Source organism: Myxococcales bacterium (assembly GCA_012517325.1).
In the GTDB taxonomy this organism is placed as follows: domain Bacteria; phylum Lernaellota; class Lernaellaia; order Lernaellales; family Lernaellaceae; genus JAAYVF01.
The window spans coordinates 22,304-43,588 of the sequence record JAAYVF010000132.1 but is presented as its reverse complement, the minus strand read 5'-3'; the positions used below and the strand labels follow the sequence as shown (position 1 = coordinate 43,588).

Here is a 21,285-nt window from a genome sequence, read left to right as displayed (position 1 = left end):
CATGACTTCATCCGCGCGGCGAAAAATATTTCGCTGGCCGCCGGCGGCGGTCGGCCTTTACCTGATCTACCATTTCCCTCTGGCGCTGGCCTATTCGGGATTGGCGGCGATCTGGACGCCGCTGGCTTTGCTCATCCCGCCGATCGTCCTGGTCGCGGTTTTCCGGCGGACGGAAATCCGCGTCGACCATCCAATCCTGTCCCGCCTGGCCGCGGGGCTCTACCGCCTCTGGGTGTTGGGATTCACCGCCGGCGTCCTGTTGCTGGCGCTGCTGGTTGATCGCTGGCTGCTGGCGGGAGTCGTCGCGCTCGCGGGAGTCGGCTGCTGGGCGTTCGAAAAAAATCAGCGGCAATGGGTTGCCTACGGTTCCTTCGCGGCGGCGGTGGCGCTGGCGGTCTGGCGCGAACCGCTGCTCGCCGCGGACGCGGCGCGCTTGCTATTCGGGGCCGTTTTTCTCGGCAGCATCGCCTGGCTCTTCGCCACGGGCGAGGTCCATCGGGCGCGTCGGTTCGATTTCACCGTGTTGATTCTGTTGGCGCCGACGATTTTCGTCCTCACCGCTTTTTATCGCTTTCCGGAAACCTCGCTGCAGGCCGATCCGGACGTCGAATTCCTTTACTCCGCCGCCGATCCCGCGACCTTGCCGCCGGTGCGAAACGGCGCCGACCTGCGCTTCGCGGTGCGCGATTGCGCCGGCGAACTGCTCTTGGGCAGCGCCGATCAGCCCGGATTGGAACGGCTGGCGAAGCCCCCGCTGGAAGTGGAGCATGCGCCGGCGGGCGATAATTTATTGGTGTCCTGCACCGCCGAGGAGGCTTTGTTCTACGGTTTGCGAAACGGGGAGGTGGTGTGGCGACCGGCCAAAGGCGAACCGCGCCGGTTGATGCTTCCCCAACCGATTCTTAAGGTGCAGGCCGACCCGACGACGCGCCGCGCTTTTGCCATGGGGCGGACGGACTTGCTGACGGTGCTGCGATTGCCCGGCCTCGATCCGCTGGTCGAGCGGCGGACGGGAATCAATATCGACCTGTTGTTCGTGCCGGAAACCCATTCGTTGTATCGCTCCAGCCTCTTCGGAGGCGTCGAAATGCTCGAGCCGGGAACCTTGGCCGTGCGCGGCCGTCTGGCTTTGCCGACCAGCGTCGGCGGAACCATGGTTTACGATTCCGACCATGAGCGCTTGTTTTTGTCGGATTGGTTGGGGGCGGTAATTCGGGTGCTGGACCCGCTGGATCTAACGCTCGTGGCGAAGTTGACGGCGCCTTACGGCGTGCGCTGCCTGGCCTACGATCGGCCACGGCAATTACTTTTGGGCGGCAGCTATTTCACCGGGGAGGTTTGGGTCTATCGGCCGTATGCGCCGGGTAAACCCGTGCGCTTGCCGGTGGGGCGGCGGGTCCGCGATTTGACGATGGACGGCGACCACTGCCTCGGCGTCAGCGCCGCGGGGGTCTTTCGCTTGAACCTCGAGCGGATCGCCGCGAGAATATCGCCATGAAAACGCATCCGCTCTGGTTGCTGCTCGATGGTCTGACCGGGCTGCTGGTTCATGGGCTGTTGTGTTTGTTCGTCGCGCCGTTGGCGGGCTGGCCGGTCTGGGCCGCGCTGACCATCGGGGCGGCGGCGGTGGGTGTCGCGCGTTCCTGGCGGCTGAACTTGCCGGGCCGTTCCGTGCGGCGTGCGGTCCTCGCCGGCTATTTCATCGCGGTGAGTGTGCCGGCTCTCCTGAGCTGGGTGCTGGTCGCCTTTTTCAGCATTGGGTTGTGGTTGGTGATCGGCTTGGCCTGTCTGGCGATTTTCTGGCTGGTGTGCCGGGATCTGACGCCGATCGCCGGTTTGATCGCGGCCACGGTTTTATCGGCCCTCGTTTTCGTGGCAACCGAGGCGCGGCTTTCCTCGGATGAAGTCATGGCGCTGGCGACCGCCGCCGGCCTGACGCTGCTGCTGTTGACGATCTATGCCGATCGCCTGGCGGTGATCGGCAAGCCGCTGTTCCTCGTGTTCTTTCTGGCCGCATCCGCAATGGGAGCCAACGACTTCTTCTATCACGGGACGGATATCCGCCTGTCGCGAATCGGCGAACGGCCGGGCGTGGAGACGATTCTGGCCTGGAACCGGAAAGCGGCCGCTTTCGTCGGGCGTTTCGGCACCGACCTGCGATTTGCCCAGCGCAACGGTTACGGGGATCTGGTGGTGGGCGGCGATCGCGGCGTATTTCTGGCGCGTCCTTTTGAAACGGTTCAACTGCCCGTCGGGCCCGCCGCCGATAATTTCGCCGTCGATCCGGAAACCAAGGACGCGTATCTACCGACCCGCGACGGCCGGATCGCTCGGTTGTCTTCCCCGGAAATGGACCTGGGCGAGCAGCAGAAACTGGCGCGCGGCGCGCTGGTCGCGCGACGGGGCGGCGAGGGCATCTATGTCGCCGACGAGTGGACTCAGGTGCGCCTTTTCGAACCGCAGCGGCTGCTGGCGATCCGCGATTGGCACGACGGGCCGATCAGCGATCTGCTGGCCGATCCGGCCGGTGGATTTTTCCTTTCGACCCTGACCGGAAAACTTCGCCGATACTCCGGCGATTCGATCCGCGGCCAGGCCGAATTATCGCCGCTGGGACTGTTTCATCTGCTGGCCATCGATCCGGCGACCGCGCGCTTGTTCGTCGGCAACATGGCCGGAAAAAAGATCCAGGTGTTTCGGACCGACACGCTGGCGCCGCTCGGCGAAGTGCCGGTCGATCGCGGGATTCGCAACCTTTATTGGGATGACAGCGCGCGAGTCCTGTGGCTCGGTTCGTATTTCCGCGGCGACCTGATCGCCTTGGACGGCGAGTCGTTGCGGGAAATCGGGCGCCTGTTCGTCGGCCGGCGGATTCGCTCCATCGCGCCCAACGGCGACGGACGTCTTCTGGTGCTATCCGCCGGCGGCATTGTCATCGTGGATCCGCGTCCGGTGCTGGCTCGCTGATCTCTCGTAAATTCCGCGAATTTCGGGCAAAAAAAATCACCGTGACTCCAAAATCAAAAGTCGACGGTGATGATCAGAGGGGGAGTATCAAACAGCTTTTCGCTTGATTGTTTGAAAAAGACCGGCGGAAGGATTAGGTCGACCAGGTGCAACCTTTTGTAGTGCAGGATGTATATGGGAGGGTCGGACTGAATAGGGCTCGGCCAACCACACCCTTCCGCCATTTAATGGTTGGCGGTCTCATCGATGTCGAATCTACGATGGAATGTCTCTGAGACCGCCGTATATTTTGAAAATGGCCGAGTATCGGAATGTTTCACGGGAAATTGCGCGGGCCTTTTAGGCCGGCGCGAAAACCAACCGTCACATCAGTAGAGGAGGACCACCAATCACAGTCGCATGAGCGTCCTCGGCCACTTTCGTTTATCCGGTCTGCTATTTCGATTTGAAAGAGCTAATCTTTAATTTCGACGCCGTACATGGAGCACAGCGATTTCAGCGAATCCTCGATGACGACGACCAGTCGTTCGTTGGCCGTCGCCAGCCGTTTTTCCACTTCGGGGGTAACGAAGTGGACGTCGATTCGGTCGAGCAATTTTTCGCCTTCGGGCGAGAGTTCCAAGATCACTTCGCGGCGATTGCTCGGATTTTGCCGGCGGGCCAACAGACCTTTTTGAACCAGGTTGTCCGCCAGCCAGGCCGCGGTGGAACTCGGCAAGAATTGGTTTTTTTGCACGCTGACCAAACTGCAACCGGGGTTGAGTTTGATTTGCATCAGGAACTTGACTTCGCGTAAACTGATGCCGGTGATCTTTTTGATTTCTTTCGTCAGCTTTTTTTGCGCGTAGTAGATAATGTCCAGATAGTGGCGTACCTTGACGAAACGAAGGTAGTTCTGGAATGCGTCTTTTTTGCCACTTACCGGAATCACTTCTCTTCCCTCACAAACAAGCTAGTTTCGAATTCACCAACTCTGTACAATCCGAGTATGCATAATTCGGAATGAGTTGTCAAGAAAAAAAAGAAAGCCTGTATTATTCAGTTTGGCATTCTATTGAAATGCCTTTTAATTGGAGGATTGATCGTGGGTAAGTCTAGCTAAAAGCGATCTAACATGTTGATAATGTGGCAAAAAACATGAATTCTCTTAGATCTAATTATTTTGATTTTATTCCCAAATAGGGCGGTTGGGATCAATCAAAACGGAAAAATATAGAACCGGAAACCATTAAAATTGAAAAAATTTGCCATTTTTTTAGAGGATTCCAAATGGAATTGTCCATTTTCCGCCGAACTCATAAGCTTGGGTGAATGACAGCCGAATCACGCCGGATAGTACAATCGGCAACCCGTCACGCGGGTTTCAGCAGTTGCCCGCTCAGGTGAAACGTGAGGATGAAGGCGCCGGTGCCGCGCTGCTTCCACCGCCGACCGAATTCCCGGAACGCGACACAAAGCCGCTCAGTTGCTTGTGGGTTTTCGCCGACTGACAACTCGGGCAAGCCGGCGCCGCCGGATCGGCGGAACGGACCAGTTTTTCAAAACGATGGCCGCAATCATCGCAGGTGTATTCATAAATCGGCATGATCGTTTACCCCTGGCACATGTTTCTCGGTCTGGCTTTCAGCCGGCAGGGAACCGGTGTTGTTTTCTTTCGTTTTCTCTCCGCCCGGGAGATTGCAAGTCGAGCGCAGTCAGGTGGAGACGCCGAGTGCGGGGAGAATCCACAACTGCAAGGCCAGCCACAGGGCGAGAATGAGAATCGGCAGCAATGCGTCTTTCATTTTTTTCTATCCCGTCGTCAAAACGGATTTTTCAATGATCGCAGGAACGCAGGCACTCGAGCAGGCGCGAAAGTTGGGGAATCGCCAACCGGTAAAAGCTGTGCCCCTCGCGCCGCTCGGATTGCACGAGCCCCGACATCCGAAGGATTTTCAATTGTTGGCTGACGATGGCACTGTCCAGAGTCAGTTCGCGCGCCAGGTCGCCGACATTGTGTTCCTGCTGATTGAGCAGTTCGACAATGCTCAAGCGGATCGGATGCCCCAGCGCCTTGAGCGTTTCGGAACGCCGGTACGCCACCTGCGGATTCAATAAAGTGCTTTTTTCTTTGTCAATCATAGTGAATATACTATATATCTACATTGATGCATTTGTCAACCGCGGATTTGCCGAAAATAGTTCAAACCTTCTTTTTTACCCAGCGGCCCTGGCGGAACCACCAGGCGAGCAGAACGGCTTTCAAGATGGACGAGCCGCTGATCGCCCACCAAACGCCCTCCACGCCCAGACTGGTGTGATAGGCCATGAAATAGGCCGCCGGCCAACGCAGCACGGTCAACGGCAATTGAATGACCATCGGCGGCACCGTATCGCCCGCGCCGGAAAAACAGCCTTCGATGACCATTTCTACCGCCATGAACGGCTGGCTCCAGGCCAGGATCAAGAGGTATCCCGCGGCGGCATGGATTACCGAGCTGTCCAGACTGAAGACGCCGGCGAGCGGAACGGCCGCGAAACGAAACGCGGCGCCCACACCCGCCGCAAAAAGGGCGACGATCAGGGCGGTGCTCCACGCCGCTTTCGCCGCTCGCCGCGAATCGCCGGCGCCCAGGTTCTGCCCGACCACCGCGCCGACGGCCATGGAAAAGCCGAGCGACGAAAGAAAGGTAATGCCTTCGTAGATGTGGCCGATGCGCAGCGCGGCGATCTGCGGCGTTCCGTAGTCGGCGGCGATGCGGGTCAACGCCATGTAAACGCCCGAGAACAGGACGCCGGTCAGGGTTTTCGGCGCGCCGATCCGGGCGATGGACAGCAAATCCCGCCAACCGGCGCCGAGCCGACGATGCGCCCGCAGTGAGATCGCGCCGCCGGTCGCCGTCAGTTTGCGCAAGGTCAGGTAAAGCCAGACCAACCGCGCGATCACCGTCGCCCAGGAGGCGCCGGCGATGCCCATCGCCGGGAAACCGGCGAAGCCGAAGATCATCAGCGGGTCGAGAAAGGCGTTGAGCAGCAAGCTCAGAAACATGATGAAGAACGGGCTGCGCGTGTCGCCGGCCGAGGAAAAAATGCCGTTGACCAGAAAGGAAAGAAAGACCAGCGGCATCGCGTAAATTTGCGGCATTAAAAAAGCCAGTCCGTCCGTGGTGACTTTTTCCGGCGTGTTCATCAGGCGAAAGAGCAGGGGTGAGCCGAAATACAAGACGACGCCGATCAACCCGGCCCAGCCGACGACGTAGATCATGCCGCGCAAGGCCGTCCGGTCGGCTTCCACGCGATTGCGTTCGCCCAGGCGGCGCGCCACCTTGGCCGCCGCGCCCACTGCCAGCAGATTGGCCAGCGAAAACGTCATCCAGAGAATGAACGCACCGGTGCTGATCCCGGCCAGCGCTTCGGCGCCCAGGTACCCGACGAAATAGGTGTCGATGTAATTGTACACGCCCTGCAAGAGCATCATCAGCACGGCGGGGCCCGCGAGCCGCAGGATGCTCGGGATCAACGGTCCGGAGGTCAGATCGTATCGGCGTTCCATCGTTCGGCGAGCTTACACGGTTTCCCGAGGCCGGGGGAGTCGCCGGGCGAAAAAAAAGCGGCCGGGCCCGGCCCGGCCGCCGTGCGCATCGCGGATGTCGTTACATGTCCTTGGTGATGAATTTGTGGTAGCTCGCCAGCCAATAGGCCACGAGGTAATCGACGCCCGGATTGACGTGTTCCGGCTGGTCCGCGCCGCAAGCCCCGACCACGAAGGGATTGCGCTGCCAGAGGAAGTCCTCCGAGCATTGCAGCGGCACCGGGAAGGCTTCCAGCGCCTGCGGATTGATGGTGCCGATCAGGTCGCTGATGAAGGGGAACTGCTGCTCCAGATTGTAGAGGAAGACCGAAACCGGATCCAGCGTCACGCCGGTTTGCTCGGGGCGGTAAAAGCCGAAATTCGGCGCGTCCTGGAATTCGGTCAAATCCTGCAGCACCTGGTCGTAATAGGGATCGTCCTTCGCCGCGGGCGTGTAGTCGCCCTGGCTCATGTAGATGCCCTCGAACCAGGCGTTGTGCGACAGCCGCGTGTAGGAATGTTCGTGGGTGGAGAAGTAGTCGCGGTACCACAGGTAGTCGTCATCGCTCAGGTAGACGCGTGCCAGGCGCAGGAACGTATACCAGTTCGTGTGGCTGAGATTGTTGCCGTAATACTGCGCGTATTGGTTCATGAAGTTGATGGTCGCGAGGCGGATCGAGGTCCGGCTGCTGTCGAGCAGCCATTTCTGCAATTCGGTTTTGGTTTCCTCGTTGCCGGTGATGTGATAGCCCGCCATCAGCCAGGACACCCGGAAAGGCGGCAGGATTTGCGGCGCGGCGTCGGTCGGCTGGCCGTTTTCGTTGAGGATGCGCCAGTTCTGGTCGCGCAGGGTGAGCAGCACCTCGGCGATGTCGTCGCGGATGATCTGCCGCATGTCCTCGTCGTCGACCAGGTCATACGCCATCGTCATGCCGAAGAACCAACCGGTGTACTGGTCGCGGCTCGTTTCGCCCCACCAGAAGTCGCCGGCGAATTCGCCGTCCTCGATGTGGTGGCAGCGGGTATCGGGGTTGTCGCACCATTCGTCGCCCTGATAGATCAGCGAGGTTTGCGAGCCCCAATAGCGGGCGATGAAGCCGGTCACGCCGGTCACGTGCAGGTGGCCGGAAAGCGTGTGCACCATGTTGATTGCGTTTTGCTTGGCCTGGGCGTCGCCGGTCACGTAGTAGCGCAGCGCCTGGCTGCCCAGGTAGGTGCCGGTCCAGATGGTGCTGTCGCCCCAACCGCCGTAACCCACCGGAGTGGTCCAGGTGTCGTCGGCAAAGGTCGTTTCGACGGTGCCGCCCTTGTCGGGCTGATGCCAGGCCAGATGCCAAGCGTCGTATTCCTCCGCTTTGACGCGGAGATCGCCGGCGGTCGGCGTTTCGTCGTAGTCCCGCGGCTCCAGCGCGTCCTGCGGCCAGGGCGCGAGGTAGTCGTCGGGCGTCACGTCGTCATTGTCGTCGTTGTCGTCATTGTCGTCGTTGTCGTCATTATCGTCGTTGTCATCGTTATCGTCGTTATCGTCGTTGTCGTCGTTATCGTCGTCGTCATCGTCCGCGCCGCCGGTATCGTCGTCGACCGGCGAGTTGTCGTTGTCGTTGTCGTTGTCGTCGTCATCGTCGCCGCAGGCCGTAAGGGCGAAACCGATCAAGAGCACGGCCAAGAGCAGGGGAAGAAAGAATCGGCAGCAAGACATGAGAAACCTCCTGAATTTGGGATCCGCAACCAACCAAGACCCTTTAATATAATCGGTTTTGAACCAATATTCAAAGAGGCTTGGCGCCCCTTCGCAAAACGAAAAAAGTGAGCATACTTAAGCGAAGCCACGGATAATCACGGCGAAGGAGAAACGGGATGCGACGGTTGCCGCTGGTGCGTTGGGCGTTCGCACTGGGGATTCTCTTGATCGTCGGCGGGTGCGCGGCGATTCTCAGCCAGGCTTACGGCGTGCGGCCCGGCGAGTACGACCTGCAGGACGTGCGCACGGTCATGGCGTCGATGCGCGACGGCGTCCGGCTGGCCACGGACCTGTATCTGCCGAAAACCGAGGGGCCTTTCCCCGCCATTCTGATCCGCACGCCTTACGGCAAGGGCTCCGGCCAGTCGGTGCTCGCGAAAATCTACGCCAAGCGCGGCTACGCGGTGGTGGTTCAGGACGTGCGCGGCCGCTACGACAGCGAGGGAGAGTGGGACCCGTTCCGCAACGAGGGCCCGGACGGCGCCGACACGGTCGACTGGGTCAGGCGACAGAAGTGGAACAACGACGTGGTTGGCTTGTTCGGCATGAGCTACTTCGGCTTCACGCAATGGCAAGCCGCCTCTTACTCCGAAAAATCGGTCCAAGCCCTGACGCCGACCGTCACCGGCAGCCGCATCTACGACATTATCTACCGCCAGGGCGCCTTGTCGTACCTGACGGCCATGGGTTGGGGCGTCGCCAACGCCGGCCACCGCAGCAACGAGAACATCGATTTCGAACGCCTCATGAATTGGGAACCGCCGCTGATGAACGCCGAACAACGGTTCGGCCGATCGATTCCGTTCTTCAAGAATTGGATCAAACACGATACGTTCGACGCCTATTGGCGGCCGGCCAGCAGCGAAGGCCGCTGGGAAAACGTCAATGCGCCGGTGCTGATGGTCGGCGGCTGGTACGATCTGTTCGCCGGCAGCATGCTGGCGGATTGGAAGGAATTAAACGCCAACGGCGGCCGCCTGGCACGGCGTGAAAGCCGGTTGATCATGGGCCCGTGGGCGCACTCCTTCAACCACAAATTGCAAGGCGTCAATTTCGGTTCCGACGCCGATTTCCTGTCGTTTTCAAAAATCTACCTGGAGTGGTTCGACGCCTACCTGATGGGCCAGGGGAAGGTCGACCTGCCGCGCGTCCGGGTGTTCACCACGGGCATCAACGAATGGCGCAACCTCGGCGACTGGCCGCCGCCCAACGCCCGGGTCGAGCGCTGGTACCTGCATTCGGGCGGCCAGGCGCAGCGGATCGGCGACGGCGATCTCGGCCGCACCAAGCCCGGCACTGAAATTAGCGATCAATTCGTCCACGATCCCGCGCAACTGGTGCCGACGCTGGGCGGAGCGCTGTATCCGCCCATCTTCGCCGGACCCGCCGACGTCGCCAAGCAGGGGCGGCGCGAAGACGTTTTGGTTTATACGTCCAAGACGTTCACCGAAGAGCTGGAAATCACCGGCCCGATCCGCGCGAAAATCTGGTTCAGCGCCAGCACGCCGGACGTCGACATCGCCGTGAGCCTGCTGGACGTGGACGATGACGGGGCGGCGCGCATCCTGGTCGACGGCATCGCCCGCGCCCGTTATCGCAACGGCGACCGGCCCGCCTGGCTCGAACCCGGCAAGCCGACGGAAATCGAGGTCGACCTGTGGGGCATCAGCCACATCGTGAAAAAGGGCCACCAGTTGCGCGTCCACGTCGCGGCCTCCAATTTCCCGCGTTTCGCGCCCAATCCCTGCACCGCCGACGAGGTGGGCGCCGCGCGGCAATACGAAAAAGCGCGGATCAAGATTTTCCACGACGACGAGCGGCCGAGCCTGCTGCTGTTGAGCGTCCGCTGAATCAGGGCAGGGGCTGCTGCCGCGACGGCTGCACGGCCTCGAGGAAAAACCGCACCAGCGCTTTGCCGACCAGCCGATGTCCGGTGTCGTTGAAGTGCGAGTCGTTGTTCATGAACGGCGACTTCCCTTCCTCGTGGTAGGCGCGGCGCAGGATCGGTTGCAGATCCAGGTATGGAATCCGCCGTTCGGCGGCGAAGTCGGCGAGAAATTTCTGCGGATAGGCGATGTCATAATCCGCCCCGACCGGTTGCTTCGTGTAAACCTGTTCCTTGCTGGGCAACGCGGCGAGGGCCAGGACGATGCCGTGTTCGTTGCAAATGGCTTGAATACGCGCCAGCTCGTCCAGAACGGCCGCGACGGCTTCCCGGGCGATCGGCGGATAATCCTTGCGGCTCCAGAACGTCGCGCTTTGAAAGTCGTCGTGTACGCGGAACCTGGTAAAGTCGGATTTTTCGATGAACCGCTGGTTCCAGCGGAAGGTCAGGTCCATCAGCAGGTTGGCGACGCGAAGCGATTCCAGGCCCTCGATCAGCCGCAAACCCAGACGGTTGTTCTTCGGCGGACCGGCGGCGCTTTCCTTGTGCCGCCACTCCGGCGGGATTTTTTCGGCGAGCAAGGCTTCGTTCCAGACGAGCGTCCCGTCCGGGTTGATGATCCGCTTGTTCAAGCCGAGATAGGTGTCGGAAAAGTCGTTGCCCGCGTAGATCACGACCACGAGATAGTCCGGGTGGAACGAAAGGATTTCCTCGGACAGGTAAAGCCGGATGTCGTCCACGCCGTAACCGAAAACGCCGAAATTCAACGCTTCGATCGACGGCTTCACTTTTCGCTGGAACACGCTGACGAAGGTTTTCTCGTAATCGCTGGCGAACGAACCGAAGGTGAAGGAATCGCCGGCGAAGGCGACGCGCGGCCGGCCCGGGTCGGGCTCGCGCCGGACCTCGGGGCCGTGCAGGCCGAGCGAGTTGATTCGCACCACGCTTTTACGGCCCATGAGCAGCAGTTCCTTTTCGGTGTTCGGCATCAATCGAAAGCTGCCCGTGCCGTGCGGATTCGCTTGCAGGAAGCCGGCGTGCGGCGGTTGCGGCCGGAAATAGTCGTCGTAGAGCCGTAAAAACAACTCCAGCGCGACGAGGGAAAGTACCAGCGAAAGCGAAAAAGCCAGTGCGCGCCGCTTGTCTTTTCGCAGCTTGACGCGATCGCGGCGAAACAGAAAAACGCCCGTCGCCACCGCCAGCAGATCGAAGGCGGTGATGGCAATCTTGTAGACGAGGGTATGCATCTGGCCGGTGGGGCTGACCAATTTTTGCAGAACCAGGAAATTCGCGCCCAACCCGACGGCAATGCAGAGCAAGCCGACCGTGTCCGCGCGATCCCATTTCCGTAAATTCATGCGCTTGATTTCCTACCGCTTTCCCGCCTTGGGGAAACCCATGCTAGCGACCGCCTCCCGCACACGCACAGGCACAGCCGGCGCAAGCGCAGGCGCAGGCGCAACCGCCGCCGCTATGTCCGCCCGAACTGGTCGTGACCGGCGGCGGATTGGTTTTGGACGTGTTGGAATTGGTAAACGAGGAGATGGACTCGACGATGTTGCTGGAAAAAGCCGACAGGGACGAAGTGAACTGGTGCGCGAAATCCGCGCCGGGCAGGGAGAACGGCCCGGGCGCCGCGCCGCCAGCCGTGGCGACCGGCCGGCTATAACCCCAGCCGTGATGCCACCAATCCGGCAGGAAGATCACCTCGCGTTCGCGGAACATACGATCGGATTTCCGGCCGAAATCCTCGTCCATCGCCAGCCATTCCGCCCGGTCGGCGAAGAGGTTGCCGACCTCCGGCGTCGCGGCGCCTTCCACCTGTTTCCAGGCCGCGGCGACGACGCTTTGATAGAACGCCTTGGTTTCCTTGCGCGAAAACCCCTTGAGCTTCGCGTTCACGGCCTTGATGAAATCGACGAACAGGTCGCGCAGCTTGCCCTCGGCGGGGGTGCCGTCTTTGCGGATCGTGCCGATAAAGTCTTTTTCGTATGGGCGCAGTTCGTCGGGAATCACGTCGGCCTTGGCGAGCTTCAGCGGTTTGGTCGATTGAACGGTGACGGCGCCTTTTTTCATCAGGCTGAAGAGGATCATCATCAATACCCGGTCGGGCGGCATTTCCAGCACAACGGCGGCCTCGGGGGCCGTCAGGCCGCGTTTCGGTCCGGCGCCTTCGATGCCCAGGGCGGGCGGCAGGTAATGCTTCATGCGGCGGCGATGCAGCACCAGGCGCAGAATGATCGGCACGGCGAACAGGGCGATCGGGAAGATCATCGCCATCAGACCCGCCAGCGCGCCCACCAGGGCGGCTAGCAGGCCGAGGCAGCTATCGAGCAACGTCACCTTGACGATCGCGCCCGGCTGCATGACGCGGGCGGGAAAACCGATGCCGAACTTGTACATCTGGCTCGGCGAGGCGGCCGGTTTTTCGTAGGTGAAGACGATGTGGTCGCCGCTCACCTTTTTGCTCGTCGGCTCGTCGCCGTGCCACTTGGTCTCGTTGCCGGTCACGCCGTCCGGGAAATGCCAGTTCACCGTCAGGTCCATGGTGCTCTTGGCGTATTCGGCGCCGAAGTAGGTGTTGCCGAACTCGACGCTGGTGTAGGCGTCGTCGTCGCTGTCCGCATAGACCATTTTGGGGTGGGTGAATTCGACGACCAGCCGGCCGGTCTTGCCGGTGCGGATTTCATGGCCGGTCAGCGGTACTTCCACGCCGGTGACGTAGGAACTGGGGCGGACCTCGCCGAGCGGCTTGCCGTTGAGCGTCGCGGTGAACGTTCCAAGGGCGAAGTTCTTATCGGGGGTGCCGATGTCGACGATGTCGATCGGGTCCGAACTGAGATTTTTGAAAACGATGTCGTAGCGGACGTGCAAACCGCCGTCGGTCTGCGGCCGGAGGTCGATGGTCATCGACGGCACTTCGAACAGGTAGGTTACGGCTTCGGCGGCGGGCGCGAAGGCCAGCAGCAGGAGGAAGGCCAGCAGCCAAACGCGTCGGCTTACCATTTGGGTTCCTCCGTGACGTGAAACGTGGTGCCGCAATACGGGCAAGAGGCGACGACCGTTCCGTCGCCGGCGATTTTGAGGCTCTCGGCGGCGAGGCTGCCGCCGCAGTTGCGGCACTTGATCTGGTTCAGGTCGATTTTTCCGGTCAGTTCCACCCGCTGAATGACCGTGTGTTCCACCTTGGTCGCGGGCAGAAATTTCAAGACCAGCACCAGCAGGCCGATGCCGATCGCCAGGAGGATCAGGCCGAGCGTCAGGTCCTGGCTCTTGTTGGTGTTCTGCGCGCTGCCCGTGGCCAGCAGAAAGATCAAACCCAGGAGGATAAAAAGCACGGTGAACGAAAAACCGATGATCCGGCCGACGCGCATCGAATTCTCCTGAAAAATGTCGCGATCAATATACCTTGCCGGCCGGAAGCAGACAACCGGATTTGGATACGCGGGGAGACAAAAGCATTCTATTCGTTGAAATCGGAACGAGGCGATTGGCGGTCGACCGGCGCCCATTCCCGCTCGCTGACTCGCCGGTATTTCGTGTCGCCGATATCGCTGCTGTGAAAATCGATCTGCTCGTTGTCCAGCCAATCGACCGACCAACCCTGGACATCGCTGGCATGGGTATCAATTTCGGTCAAAACACGGCCGTCCTTGTCCCTAACACGCAGGACGACGCAGGTTTTGCAGGCCGTCGGATGCTTCGCCTGCCAATTGATGTAGGTTTCCAGCGTCAGTGACCGATCGGGCGAGGGGATGACCTGTTCGCCGTTGTACGCGCCGATGCCGGTCAGATCGCGGAAGAAAAACGCCGTCATCACCGCCAGGGGCAGCAGATGACCGATGAGCCGGGTCTTCGGGCGAAAGGCCATCCGGCGGCCGAGCAGCCAGAATACGAACAGATAAAGGATGTATCCCGCGACGAAGAGCACGAAGGCGATGACGTCGCCCATGAGTTCGAACGGGTATTCGTAACGCCAGGGAGGCTGAAAAAAGCAACAGAAAAAGAGATAGGCGAAATTGATCGCGATCAGCAGGGCAATGGTGCGGCGGCGCATCCCCACCGGCGGCTCAGTCATGGCTGCCGTCCGTGGCGACCGCCGTCGCGGGAGGTAAAACCAGTTGTGACGGATCGAAGCAGCAATTGATCAGCAGATGGCAGTTGTCCCGGCAGGCCGCCATTTCCCGGCGCCGTCGTTCAGCCTCCGGCGAATAATAGATGTCGCGGAGCGAACCCCGGGCGATGTTGCCGATCGGTTCCAAGTAATTGCACAGCATCACGTCGCCGCCGGCGTTCACCGTGAAACCGATCTCCCCGACCGCGCAACGCTCCAGCGTGAAGCGATCGGGCGCGGCGAAGTAGGCCTGCATCGCCGGGAATTGGTTGTCTTCGTTGAGGATGAACCAGCCGCCGCGCTTCATGGCCAGCAATTCGTCGAGCAGGGCGCGTACGCGGGCGGTGTCGTGCGGAAACCGCGGGTGTTCCCGCCACCAGCCGGGGATGGCCGCGCGCGTGCCGAACGGCAGCGCCATCGCCTGGAAGAAGATGCCGTCGAACAGGTCGCCGCGCGCGAGGAAATCGACCAGGCCGGTGATCTGGTCGAGGTTGTCGTCCATGAGCACGCAGATCGCACAGACGCGGATGCCGGCCCGGTGCAGCGCCTCGGCGGCTTGCAGCACTCGCGCGAACGCTCCCGGTTGGTTGCGGATCCGGTCGTGCGTGTGGTCGAAGCCGTCCAGGCTGATGTTTACCGCCTCGAGGCCGAGCGCGGCCAGCCGCCGCACGATGTCCTCGTCGAGCAGCAGGCCGTTGGTGGCCAGGGAAGCTCGCAGGCCGCGCCGCGCCGCCCGTTCGAGCACCGGCAGCGTGTGGCGGCAAAGCAGAGGCTCGCCGCCGGCCACGACCAATTCGGTCGGGCCGAGCCAGTCGGCCAGATCGTCTACGGCGCGGCAAAACTGTTCCGTTTCCGGCGCGGGCGGCTCGGGCAACTGCCAGATGTTGCAATGGCGGCACCGGCAGTTGCAGCGGTTGGTGACGTGAAAAGTGACGAATCGCGGCAGAGGAATCATGCCTTATTATAGCGCGAGTCGGAAAAAAGCGGGAATCCGCGCTTGTGTCGCCAGGCTGATCGTGTTGCGGCAGCCAATTTCGCCTTCCCGCTTGCCAAGCCGCCGCCGGCTTGGCAGACTTGCCGGGTTCCGCTGAAATTCAACGAGGATTTTAATGCGTGATTTAGCGAAGGCGACCTGGCGGGATTTCCCGGCGAATCCGCTGATCGAACCGCGGAAGCCGGATTGGCTGCTGGCCGATCCGACCGTGTTGACGCCCGACCGGTCGCCGGACGGCAAATGGCACCTGTTCGCCAACGGCGTCGGTTTCATCCTGCATTTTAAAAGCGACGACGGCATCGCTTGGGAGCAGGTCGGCCAGCGGCTGTTTCGCGGTTTCCGGGCGTTCATCTACCCGGAAAACGGCACGTTTTACCTGCTCTACGAATTGCACGCGCGCAATTACCGCACTTCCCGGGTGGTCGCGCGGCAATCGGCCGACCTCGAACACTGGAGCGAACCGCAAACGCTGGCCGAACCGACCTTCGACTGGGACGGGCAGGCGATCCGCTTCGTCGGCAATCCCTGCCTGCTGAAAATCGACGGGCGGTACCGTCTTTATTACAGCACCTCCTGGATCTGGCTGTGGGATTGCCTGTATTTCGAGCCGCGCTACGTCGGCTACGCCGAGGCCGATGCCGTGCTCGGGCCGTACAAGCGGCATCCGTTGCCGCTCCTCGGCCCCGATCCGGCCGAGCCGTACCGCAATTTCGGCGGCGGTTCGCTCAAGGTGTACGCCGACGGCAAAAAGGGCTTCTGGGCCTTCAACAACGGCCTGTACCGCGACGCGGAGGGCCGCAGCCGGTCGGCGATCCTGTTGTTGCGTTCGGGCGACGGGCTGTACTTCGAGGCGGTTCACGATCGCCCGATCATCGCTCCCGAACCCGGCTGGAAAAACGCGTTCGTCTACGCGTTCGACCTGGTCGCTTATCGAAACGAACTGCGTCTTTATTACAACGCCCGCGACGGTTGGCTGCGCGGTCGCGAGTGCATCGGGTTCGCCGCGCCGGAGTGGTAGGCGGCGGCGAAGCAACGAAGGAGAGGCACGATGTCGCTGAAGGAAACGTACGCGGAAGTCATCGCCTGGTACAAGGAAATCTGGCTGGTCAACAGCATGAACCAGGTGCTGAGTTGGGATCTGCAGGTCAATCTGCCGAAAAAGGGCCTCGAGCGGCGCAGCGAGCAACTGGCCTTTCTGGACGGCCTGGTGCACCGCAAAATGACCGATCCGGCGATGGTGGCCAAGGTCGGCGAACTGGCGGCCCATTCGACTGCCCTGACCGCGGACGGCAAGGTCAACATTCGGGAGATCAAGCGCGAAGTTGACCGCGCCACCAAGGTGCCCACCGCGCTCGTCGAGGAAATCAGCCGCCACAACAGTCAGGCGCAAATGGCCTGGATCGAGGCCCGGCAGGATAACAATTACGCCCGCTTCGCGCCGTTTCTCGCCAAGACCGTCCGCCTGCGCAAGGAAGAGGCGGCGGCGCTGGGCTACGCGGAGCGCCCCTACGACGCGATGTTGGATCTGCACGAGCCGTTTGCGACCGAGGGGTCGATCCGCGAACTGCTGACCGACCTGAAGGGCCGGCTGGTGCCGTTTTTGCAGCGCATTCTGAGCGCCCCGCGCTACGACGCCCGGCTGCTGCTCGCCGGCCGCCGCTACCCGATCGAAAAGCAGAAAAAATTCAGCCGGCTGGTCCTGCGGAAGATGGGCTTCGATTTCGAGGGCGGCCGCATCGATGTTTCGGCGCATCCGTTCTGCGGCGGCAACAAGGGCGACGTCCGCCTGACCACGCGGTTCTTCGTCGACGATCCGCGGCCGCACCTGTTCGGCACGATTCACGAGGCGGGCCATGGTCTGTACGAACAAGGGCTGCCCGACCCGCACCTGGGGACGCCGCTGGGCGACGCGGTGTCGCTCGGCGTGCACGAGAGCCAGAGCCGCTTCTGGGAAAACATCATGGGCCGCAGCCTGTCGTTCTGGAAATATTTCTATCCGAAATTCCAGCGCACCTTCGCCAAATCCCTGCGCGATCTCTCGCTGGAGAACTTCTACCATTGCGTGAACGTCGTCGAACCGTCGCTGATCCGCGTGGAAGCCGACGAGGTCACCTACAACCTGCACATCATCCTGCGCTTCGAGATCGAGCGGGCGATGGTGGCCGGCGGGGTTGCGATCGACGATCTGCCCGCGCTGTGGAACGCCAAGATGAAGGAGTACCTGGACATCGCGGTGCCCGACAACACCAACGGCCTGTTGCAGGACGTGCACTGGTCGCTGGGCGCGCTGGGGTATTTCCCGACGTACACCATCGGCAACCTGTACGCGGCGCAACTGTGGGAAAAGATTCGCGCGGACATTCCCGACGTCCTGGCGCTGGTGGAAAAAGGACGATTCACGGCGATTCTCAGGTGGCTGCGCAAGAATATCCACGTGCACGGCAAACGGTACGCCGGCAACGAATTGATCGAGCGCGTGACCGGCAAAAAGCCGAGCGCCGAACCGTTCATGAACTACCTGGACGAAAAATACACGCCGCTTTATCGCTTGTAAGCCGGGCGGAGCGGGCCGCGCGATGCGAATCCTGCTTGTCGTGCCGAATATCGCGACCCGCAACGGCCTTCATTACCCGCACGGCCTGGGCGCACTGGCCGCAGGACTCGCCGCCGCCGGCCACGAGCCCGTCGTTTCCCTGCCGCAGGAAATGCTGACGCGCGAATCCTGGCGACTCGAACTGCGCGCCGCCGCGCCCGATTGGCTCGCCTGCGGTTTCTCCTCGCACCAATGGCCGTTCGCCCGGCAACTGATGGCCTGGGCCCGCGAGGCCGGCGTTCCCGTGCTCGCGGGCGGCGTGCACGCGACCTTCGCGCCCGAGGAAATCCTGGCCGCCGCGGTCTGCGACGGCGTCTGCGTCGGCGAGGGCGAGGGGGCGCTGCTCGACCTGGCCGGCGGCAAACCGTTGACCGCGATCGCCAATGTCCAAACGGGAACCGACCGCCCGGCGCTTCGTCCGTTGCTGACCGACCTGGACGCGCTGCCGATTTACGACCGGCGGCATTTCCCGATGGCGGAAATCCTGCGGGTCAACGGCGGCGAACTGACGGCGCTCGCCGGCCGCGGCTGCCCGTATCCCTGCACCTATTGCTGCAACGAAGGCTGGCGGCGGCTTTATTCCGGCGAGCCCTGGGTGCGGTGGCGAAGCGTGTCGCACCTGCTGGCGGAACTGGATTGCTTGTGCGGTCGTTACGCGGTCGATTCGCTTTACTTCGAGGACGATATTTTCACGCTCAACCGTGAATTCCTCGAAGAATTCCTGCGTGAGTTCCCAAGCCGGTTTGCGCTGCCGTTTCGCGTCTACGCGCGGATCGGCGCGATTTCGCGGGACGATCTGCGACGGCTGCGCGCGGCCGGCCTGTGGATGGTGAACGTCGGCGTGGAACACGGCGACCCGCGCATCCGCGCTGAGGTGCTCGGGCGCCAAATGAGCAATGCGCAAATCACCGAGTTTTTTGATTGGTGCCGCGAACTGGGCATCGTGACGCGCGCATTTCACATTCTCGGCGTGCCCGGCGAAACGCCGGAAACAGCGCAGGCCACGCGCGACCTTTGCGCCGCGACGCTGCCCGACCAGATCCAGGTCAGCCTGTTCGAACCGTACCCGGGAACGAAACTCGCCGAACGCTGCCGGGTGGAAAAACTGCATCGCGGCGTCGCGCGGCCGACGTATTTTTCAGCCGAACCGGCGCTCGAACTGCCCGGTTTTCCGAGCGATCGACAACGCGAAACCTATCGCGCTTTTTGTGCGGCGATACCGGAGCTGGAAGAGCGGGCGCTACGGCGGGCCCTGGCGGCGGCGCGGCGCGGCGAAGTGGATCTGGTCGAACGCTGGGCGCCGGAGCTGGTCCGGCGGACGGGGGCCGAGCCCGTCGTCCCACAGCGCGCGCGGATCGGCCGCGAGACGAAATTCGCGCTTTTCGCCCATCCACGCAGCGAGATCGCCTACGAATTGCCGCCCGGACGTTATCGCTTTTTCGCGGCGCTGGCGCTGGACCCGCGCTGCTACGAATGGGACGGCCACGGAGTGCGATTCCTCGTCCGCGCCGGTGACGAGACTTGCCTGGACCGCGCGTTGAATCCGTGGCGCCGGGTCGAAGACCGCGGCTGGCACGAGGTCGCGGCCGATTTTCGCCTCGCCGAAAAGGGATCGTTGCGGCTCTTGACCGCACCGGAAAGCGGTGACGACCTGACGGCGCTTTGGGCGCTTTGGGGCCATCCCCATTTGACGCGGAGCGACGGATGAAGATCTGGTGGGTCTACCTCGATGCCGGGACGGGCAATTACGTGCATTACAATCACGGCGTCGGCCAACTGGATGCCTGCTTGCGGCGCGCGGGACACACGAGCGAACTGCTCTACCTGCGCCACCACCTCGCGCGCGACGAATTTCTCGCGCGGCTGCGCGCCGCCGCGCCGGACGCCGTGTTTTTTCCGGTCAACACTCATCAGTGGGTGGACGCACCGCGTTACGCTCGGTGGGTCAAGGAAGCGACGGATCTGCCCTGCGTGTTCGGCGGCATTCACGCGATCCTCGATCCGGAAAGCGTGATCGGCGAGCCGTTCGCCGACGTGGTCTGCATCGGCGAGGGCGAGGCGGCCGTCGTCGAGTGGTGCGCCGCGCGCGAGGCCGGTCGCCCGGCCGGCGGTATCGGCAATTTGTGGCAACGCCGCCCCGACGGAACGGTGGAACGCAATCCGCGCCGGCCGCTGGTCGCGGATCTCGACGCCTTGCCGATCGACGACCGCGCGATGTGGGACCACGACGAAATTCTGCGCGACGCGCTGGGCGAGATCGGCATCATGGGCGGGCGCGGCTGCCCCTTCGACTGCGCCTATTGCGCCAACAGCGCGCGCCGTGAAGCCTACCGGGGGCTCGGGCCGTACGTGCGGATGTGCCGCCCGGAAAAAATGATCGCCCTGGTCGCCCACCTCGCGGCGCACCTCCCGTTTCGCAAAATCTTTTTCGAGGACGACATCTTCACCCTGGATCACGATTGGGTGCGGCGATTCTGCGCGCTGTACCGCGAACGGTTTTCGTACCCCTTCAAGATTTACATCCACGTGCAGACCGTCACGCGGGAGATTCTGCAGACCCTGAAGGACGCCGGCTGTTACATGGTGATGGCGGGCGTCGAGGCGGGCAACGAACGCCTGCGCGCCGAGGTGCTGAACCGCCGCATGAGCAACGACGACCTGCGCCGGGTTTTCCGCTGGTGCGACGAAATCGGCCTGCAGACCTGGACTTTCAACATGGTCGGCTTCCCCGGAGAAACCGAGGAGACGATCCGCGACCTGTTCGCCCTGCACCGTGAGTTGCGGCCCAATGGCGCGCAGTGCTCGATTTTCTATCCCTATCCGGGCACGCGCCTGCATCGACGTTGCGTGGCGGAAAACCTGATCGACCAACCGGGCCGGCCGACCTATTTCGAAAAATCGATCCTCAAACCCGGTGCGGTCGGCCGCGAGCGGTTGGAGGAAGTCTTTTGGGAATTCCGCCGCGAGACCCTGCGCCTCAAGGCGGAAAAGGAACGGCTCGGTTCGTATGATCTGCTGGCCGAGTTGCCCGCGGCCCGGGTGGGGCGCGAACTGGCCCATGAGCCGGTGCGGCTGAACCTGGTGAAAATCGACGGCGACGAGCGGCTGTGCCTCTTTGCCCATCCGCGCAGCCGGGTCGTTTGGCGGGTTTTCGTGCCCGCCGGCGCGCGTTTTTCAGCCGCGATCGCCCTCGACCCGCTTTGCTTGGGTTGGGGCGGCAAAGGCGTCCGTTTTCAGGTGGAAATCGACGGCCATGAATGCTTCGCGCGGTATCTCGATCCCAAGGCGAACCCGGAGGAAAACCGCTGGCACGAGGTGGCGGTCGATCTGACCGAGTATGCCGGCCGCACGGTGAGCCTGGCGTTGTCGACCGATCCGCATCCGTCCGGCGATCTGGTCGGCGCCTGGGGTGTCTGGGCGAAACCGCGCGTGGATTGACGA

General features: G+C 62.1%; 16 protein-coding genes and 1 pseudogene. 8 read left to right on the top strand and 9 right to left on the bottom strand.

Features of this window, described 5'->3' with window-relative positions; genetic code table 11:
- Position 1 precedes the first annotated feature (1 nt).
- Positions 2-1,498, top strand: a complete 1,497-nt coding sequence (locus GX444_21335; protein ID NLH51126.1) for a hypothetical protein — start codon at positions 2-4, stop codon at positions 1,496-1,498.
- The gene (locus GX444_21330; GenBank protein NLH51125.1) at positions 1,495-2,967 is read left to right on the top strand and encodes a hypothetical protein; all 1,473 of its coding nucleotides are present in this window, start codon (positions 1,495-1,497) and stop codon (positions 2,965-2,967) included. The genes GX444_21335 and GX444_21330 overlap by 4 nt, the downstream gene beginning before the upstream one ends.
- 454 nt (positions 2,968-3,421) lie before the next feature.
- Here GX444_21330 and GX444_21325 read toward each other — a convergent pair whose 3' ends face one another.
- The 4 genes from GX444_21325 to GX444_21310 all read right to left on the bottom strand — a co-directional run bounded on the left by GX444_21325 (position 3,422) and on the right by GX444_21310 (position 6,499).
- On the bottom strand, positions 3,422-3,898 hold the full coding sequence (locus GX444_21325) for a MarR family transcriptional regulator (protein ID NLH51124.1): 477 nt from the start codon (positions 3,896-3,898) through the stop codon (positions 3,422-3,424).
- A 447-nt stretch (positions 3,899-4,345) separates the two neighbouring features.
- A complete protein-coding gene (locus GX444_21320) occupies positions 4,346-4,552 on the bottom strand; it encodes a zinc ribbon domain-containing protein (GenBank protein NLH51123.1) in 207 nt (68 codons plus the stop codon).
- A gap of 230 nt (positions 4,553-4,782) precedes the next feature.
- A complete protein-coding gene (locus GX444_21315) occupies positions 4,783-5,088 on the bottom strand; it encodes a winged helix-turn-helix transcriptional regulator (protein ID NLH51122.1) in 306 nt (101 codons plus the stop codon).
- A gap of 61 nt (positions 5,089-5,149) precedes the next feature.
- Positions 5,150-6,499: an MATE family efflux transporter gene (locus GX444_21310; GenBank protein NLH51121.1), complete on the bottom strand. Its 1,350-nt coding sequence runs from the start codon at positions 6,497-6,499 to the stop codon at positions 5,150-5,152.
- Between the two features lie 1,432 nt (positions 6,500-7,931).
- Here GX444_21310 and GX444_21305 point away from each other — a divergent pair.
- A pseudogene (locus GX444_21305) lies at positions 7,932-8,141 on the top strand (hypothetical protein).
- A 233-nt stretch (positions 8,142-8,374) separates the two neighbouring features.
- Positions 8,375-10,108: a CocE/NonD family hydrolase gene (locus GX444_21300; protein NLH51120.1), complete on the top strand. Its 1,734-nt coding sequence runs from the start codon at positions 8,375-8,377 to the stop codon at positions 10,106-10,108.
- 1 nt (position 10,109) lies between these two features.
- On the opposite strand, the gene GX444_21295 is transcribed toward GX444_21300, so the two are convergent.
- From GX444_21295 to GX444_21275, 5 genes are all read right to left on the bottom strand, one after another.
- On the bottom strand, positions 10,110-11,501 hold the full coding sequence (locus tag GX444_21295; GenBank protein ID NLH51119.1) for a hypothetical protein: 1,392 nt from the start codon (positions 11,499-11,501) through the stop codon (positions 10,110-10,112).
- 43 nt (positions 11,502-11,544) lie between these two features.
- Entirely contained in the window at positions 11,545-13,149 is a 1,605-nt protein-coding gene (locus GX444_21290; GenBank protein NLH51118.1) for a hypothetical protein, read from the bottom strand.
- Positions 13,143-13,517: a hypothetical protein gene (locus GX444_21285; GenBank protein ID NLH51117.1), complete on the bottom strand. Its 375-nt coding sequence runs from the start codon at positions 13,515-13,517 to the stop codon at positions 13,143-13,145. Before GX444_21285 ends, GX444_21290 begins: the two co-directional genes overlap by 7 nt.
- Positions 13,518-13,606: 89 nt before the next feature.
- Entirely contained in the window at positions 13,607-14,221 is a 615-nt protein-coding gene (locus GX444_21280) for a hypothetical protein (GenBank protein NLH51116.1), read from the bottom strand.
- Positions 14,214-15,212, bottom strand: coding sequence for a radical SAM protein (locus tag GX444_21275; GenBank protein ID NLH51115.1), 999 nt, complete (start codon positions 15,210-15,212; stop codon positions 14,214-14,216). The genes GX444_21280 and GX444_21275 overlap by 8 nt, the downstream gene beginning before the upstream one ends.
- A gap of 154 nt (positions 15,213-15,366) precedes the next feature.
- Here GX444_21275 and GX444_21270 point away from each other — a divergent pair, with 154 nt between their 5' ends.
- The 4 genes from GX444_21270 to GX444_21255 are packed head-to-tail and all read left to right on the top strand — an operon-like array spanning position 15,367 to position 21,282.
- The gene (locus GX444_21270; protein ID NLH51114.1) at positions 15,367-16,269 is read left to right on the top strand and encodes a glycosyl hydrolase family 43; all 903 of its coding nucleotides are present in this window, start codon (positions 15,367-15,369) and stop codon (positions 16,267-16,269) included.
- 30 nt (positions 16,270-16,299) lie between these two features.
- Entirely contained in the window at positions 16,300-17,805 is a 1,506-nt protein-coding gene (locus GX444_21265; GenBank protein NLH51113.1) for a carboxypeptidase M32, read from the top strand.
- A 22-nt stretch (positions 17,806-17,827) separates the two neighbouring features.
- Positions 17,828-19,552, top strand: a complete 1,725-nt coding sequence (locus tag GX444_21260) for a radical SAM protein (GenBank protein NLH51112.1) — start codon at positions 17,828-17,830, stop codon at positions 19,550-19,552.
- On the top strand, positions 19,549-21,282 hold the full coding sequence (locus tag GX444_21255; GenBank protein NLH51111.1) for a radical SAM protein: 1,734 nt from the start codon (positions 19,549-19,551) through the stop codon (positions 21,280-21,282). The genes GX444_21260 and GX444_21255 overlap by 4 nt, the downstream gene beginning before the upstream one ends.
- The last annotated feature ends 3 nt before the right edge of the window (positions 21,283-21,285 follow it).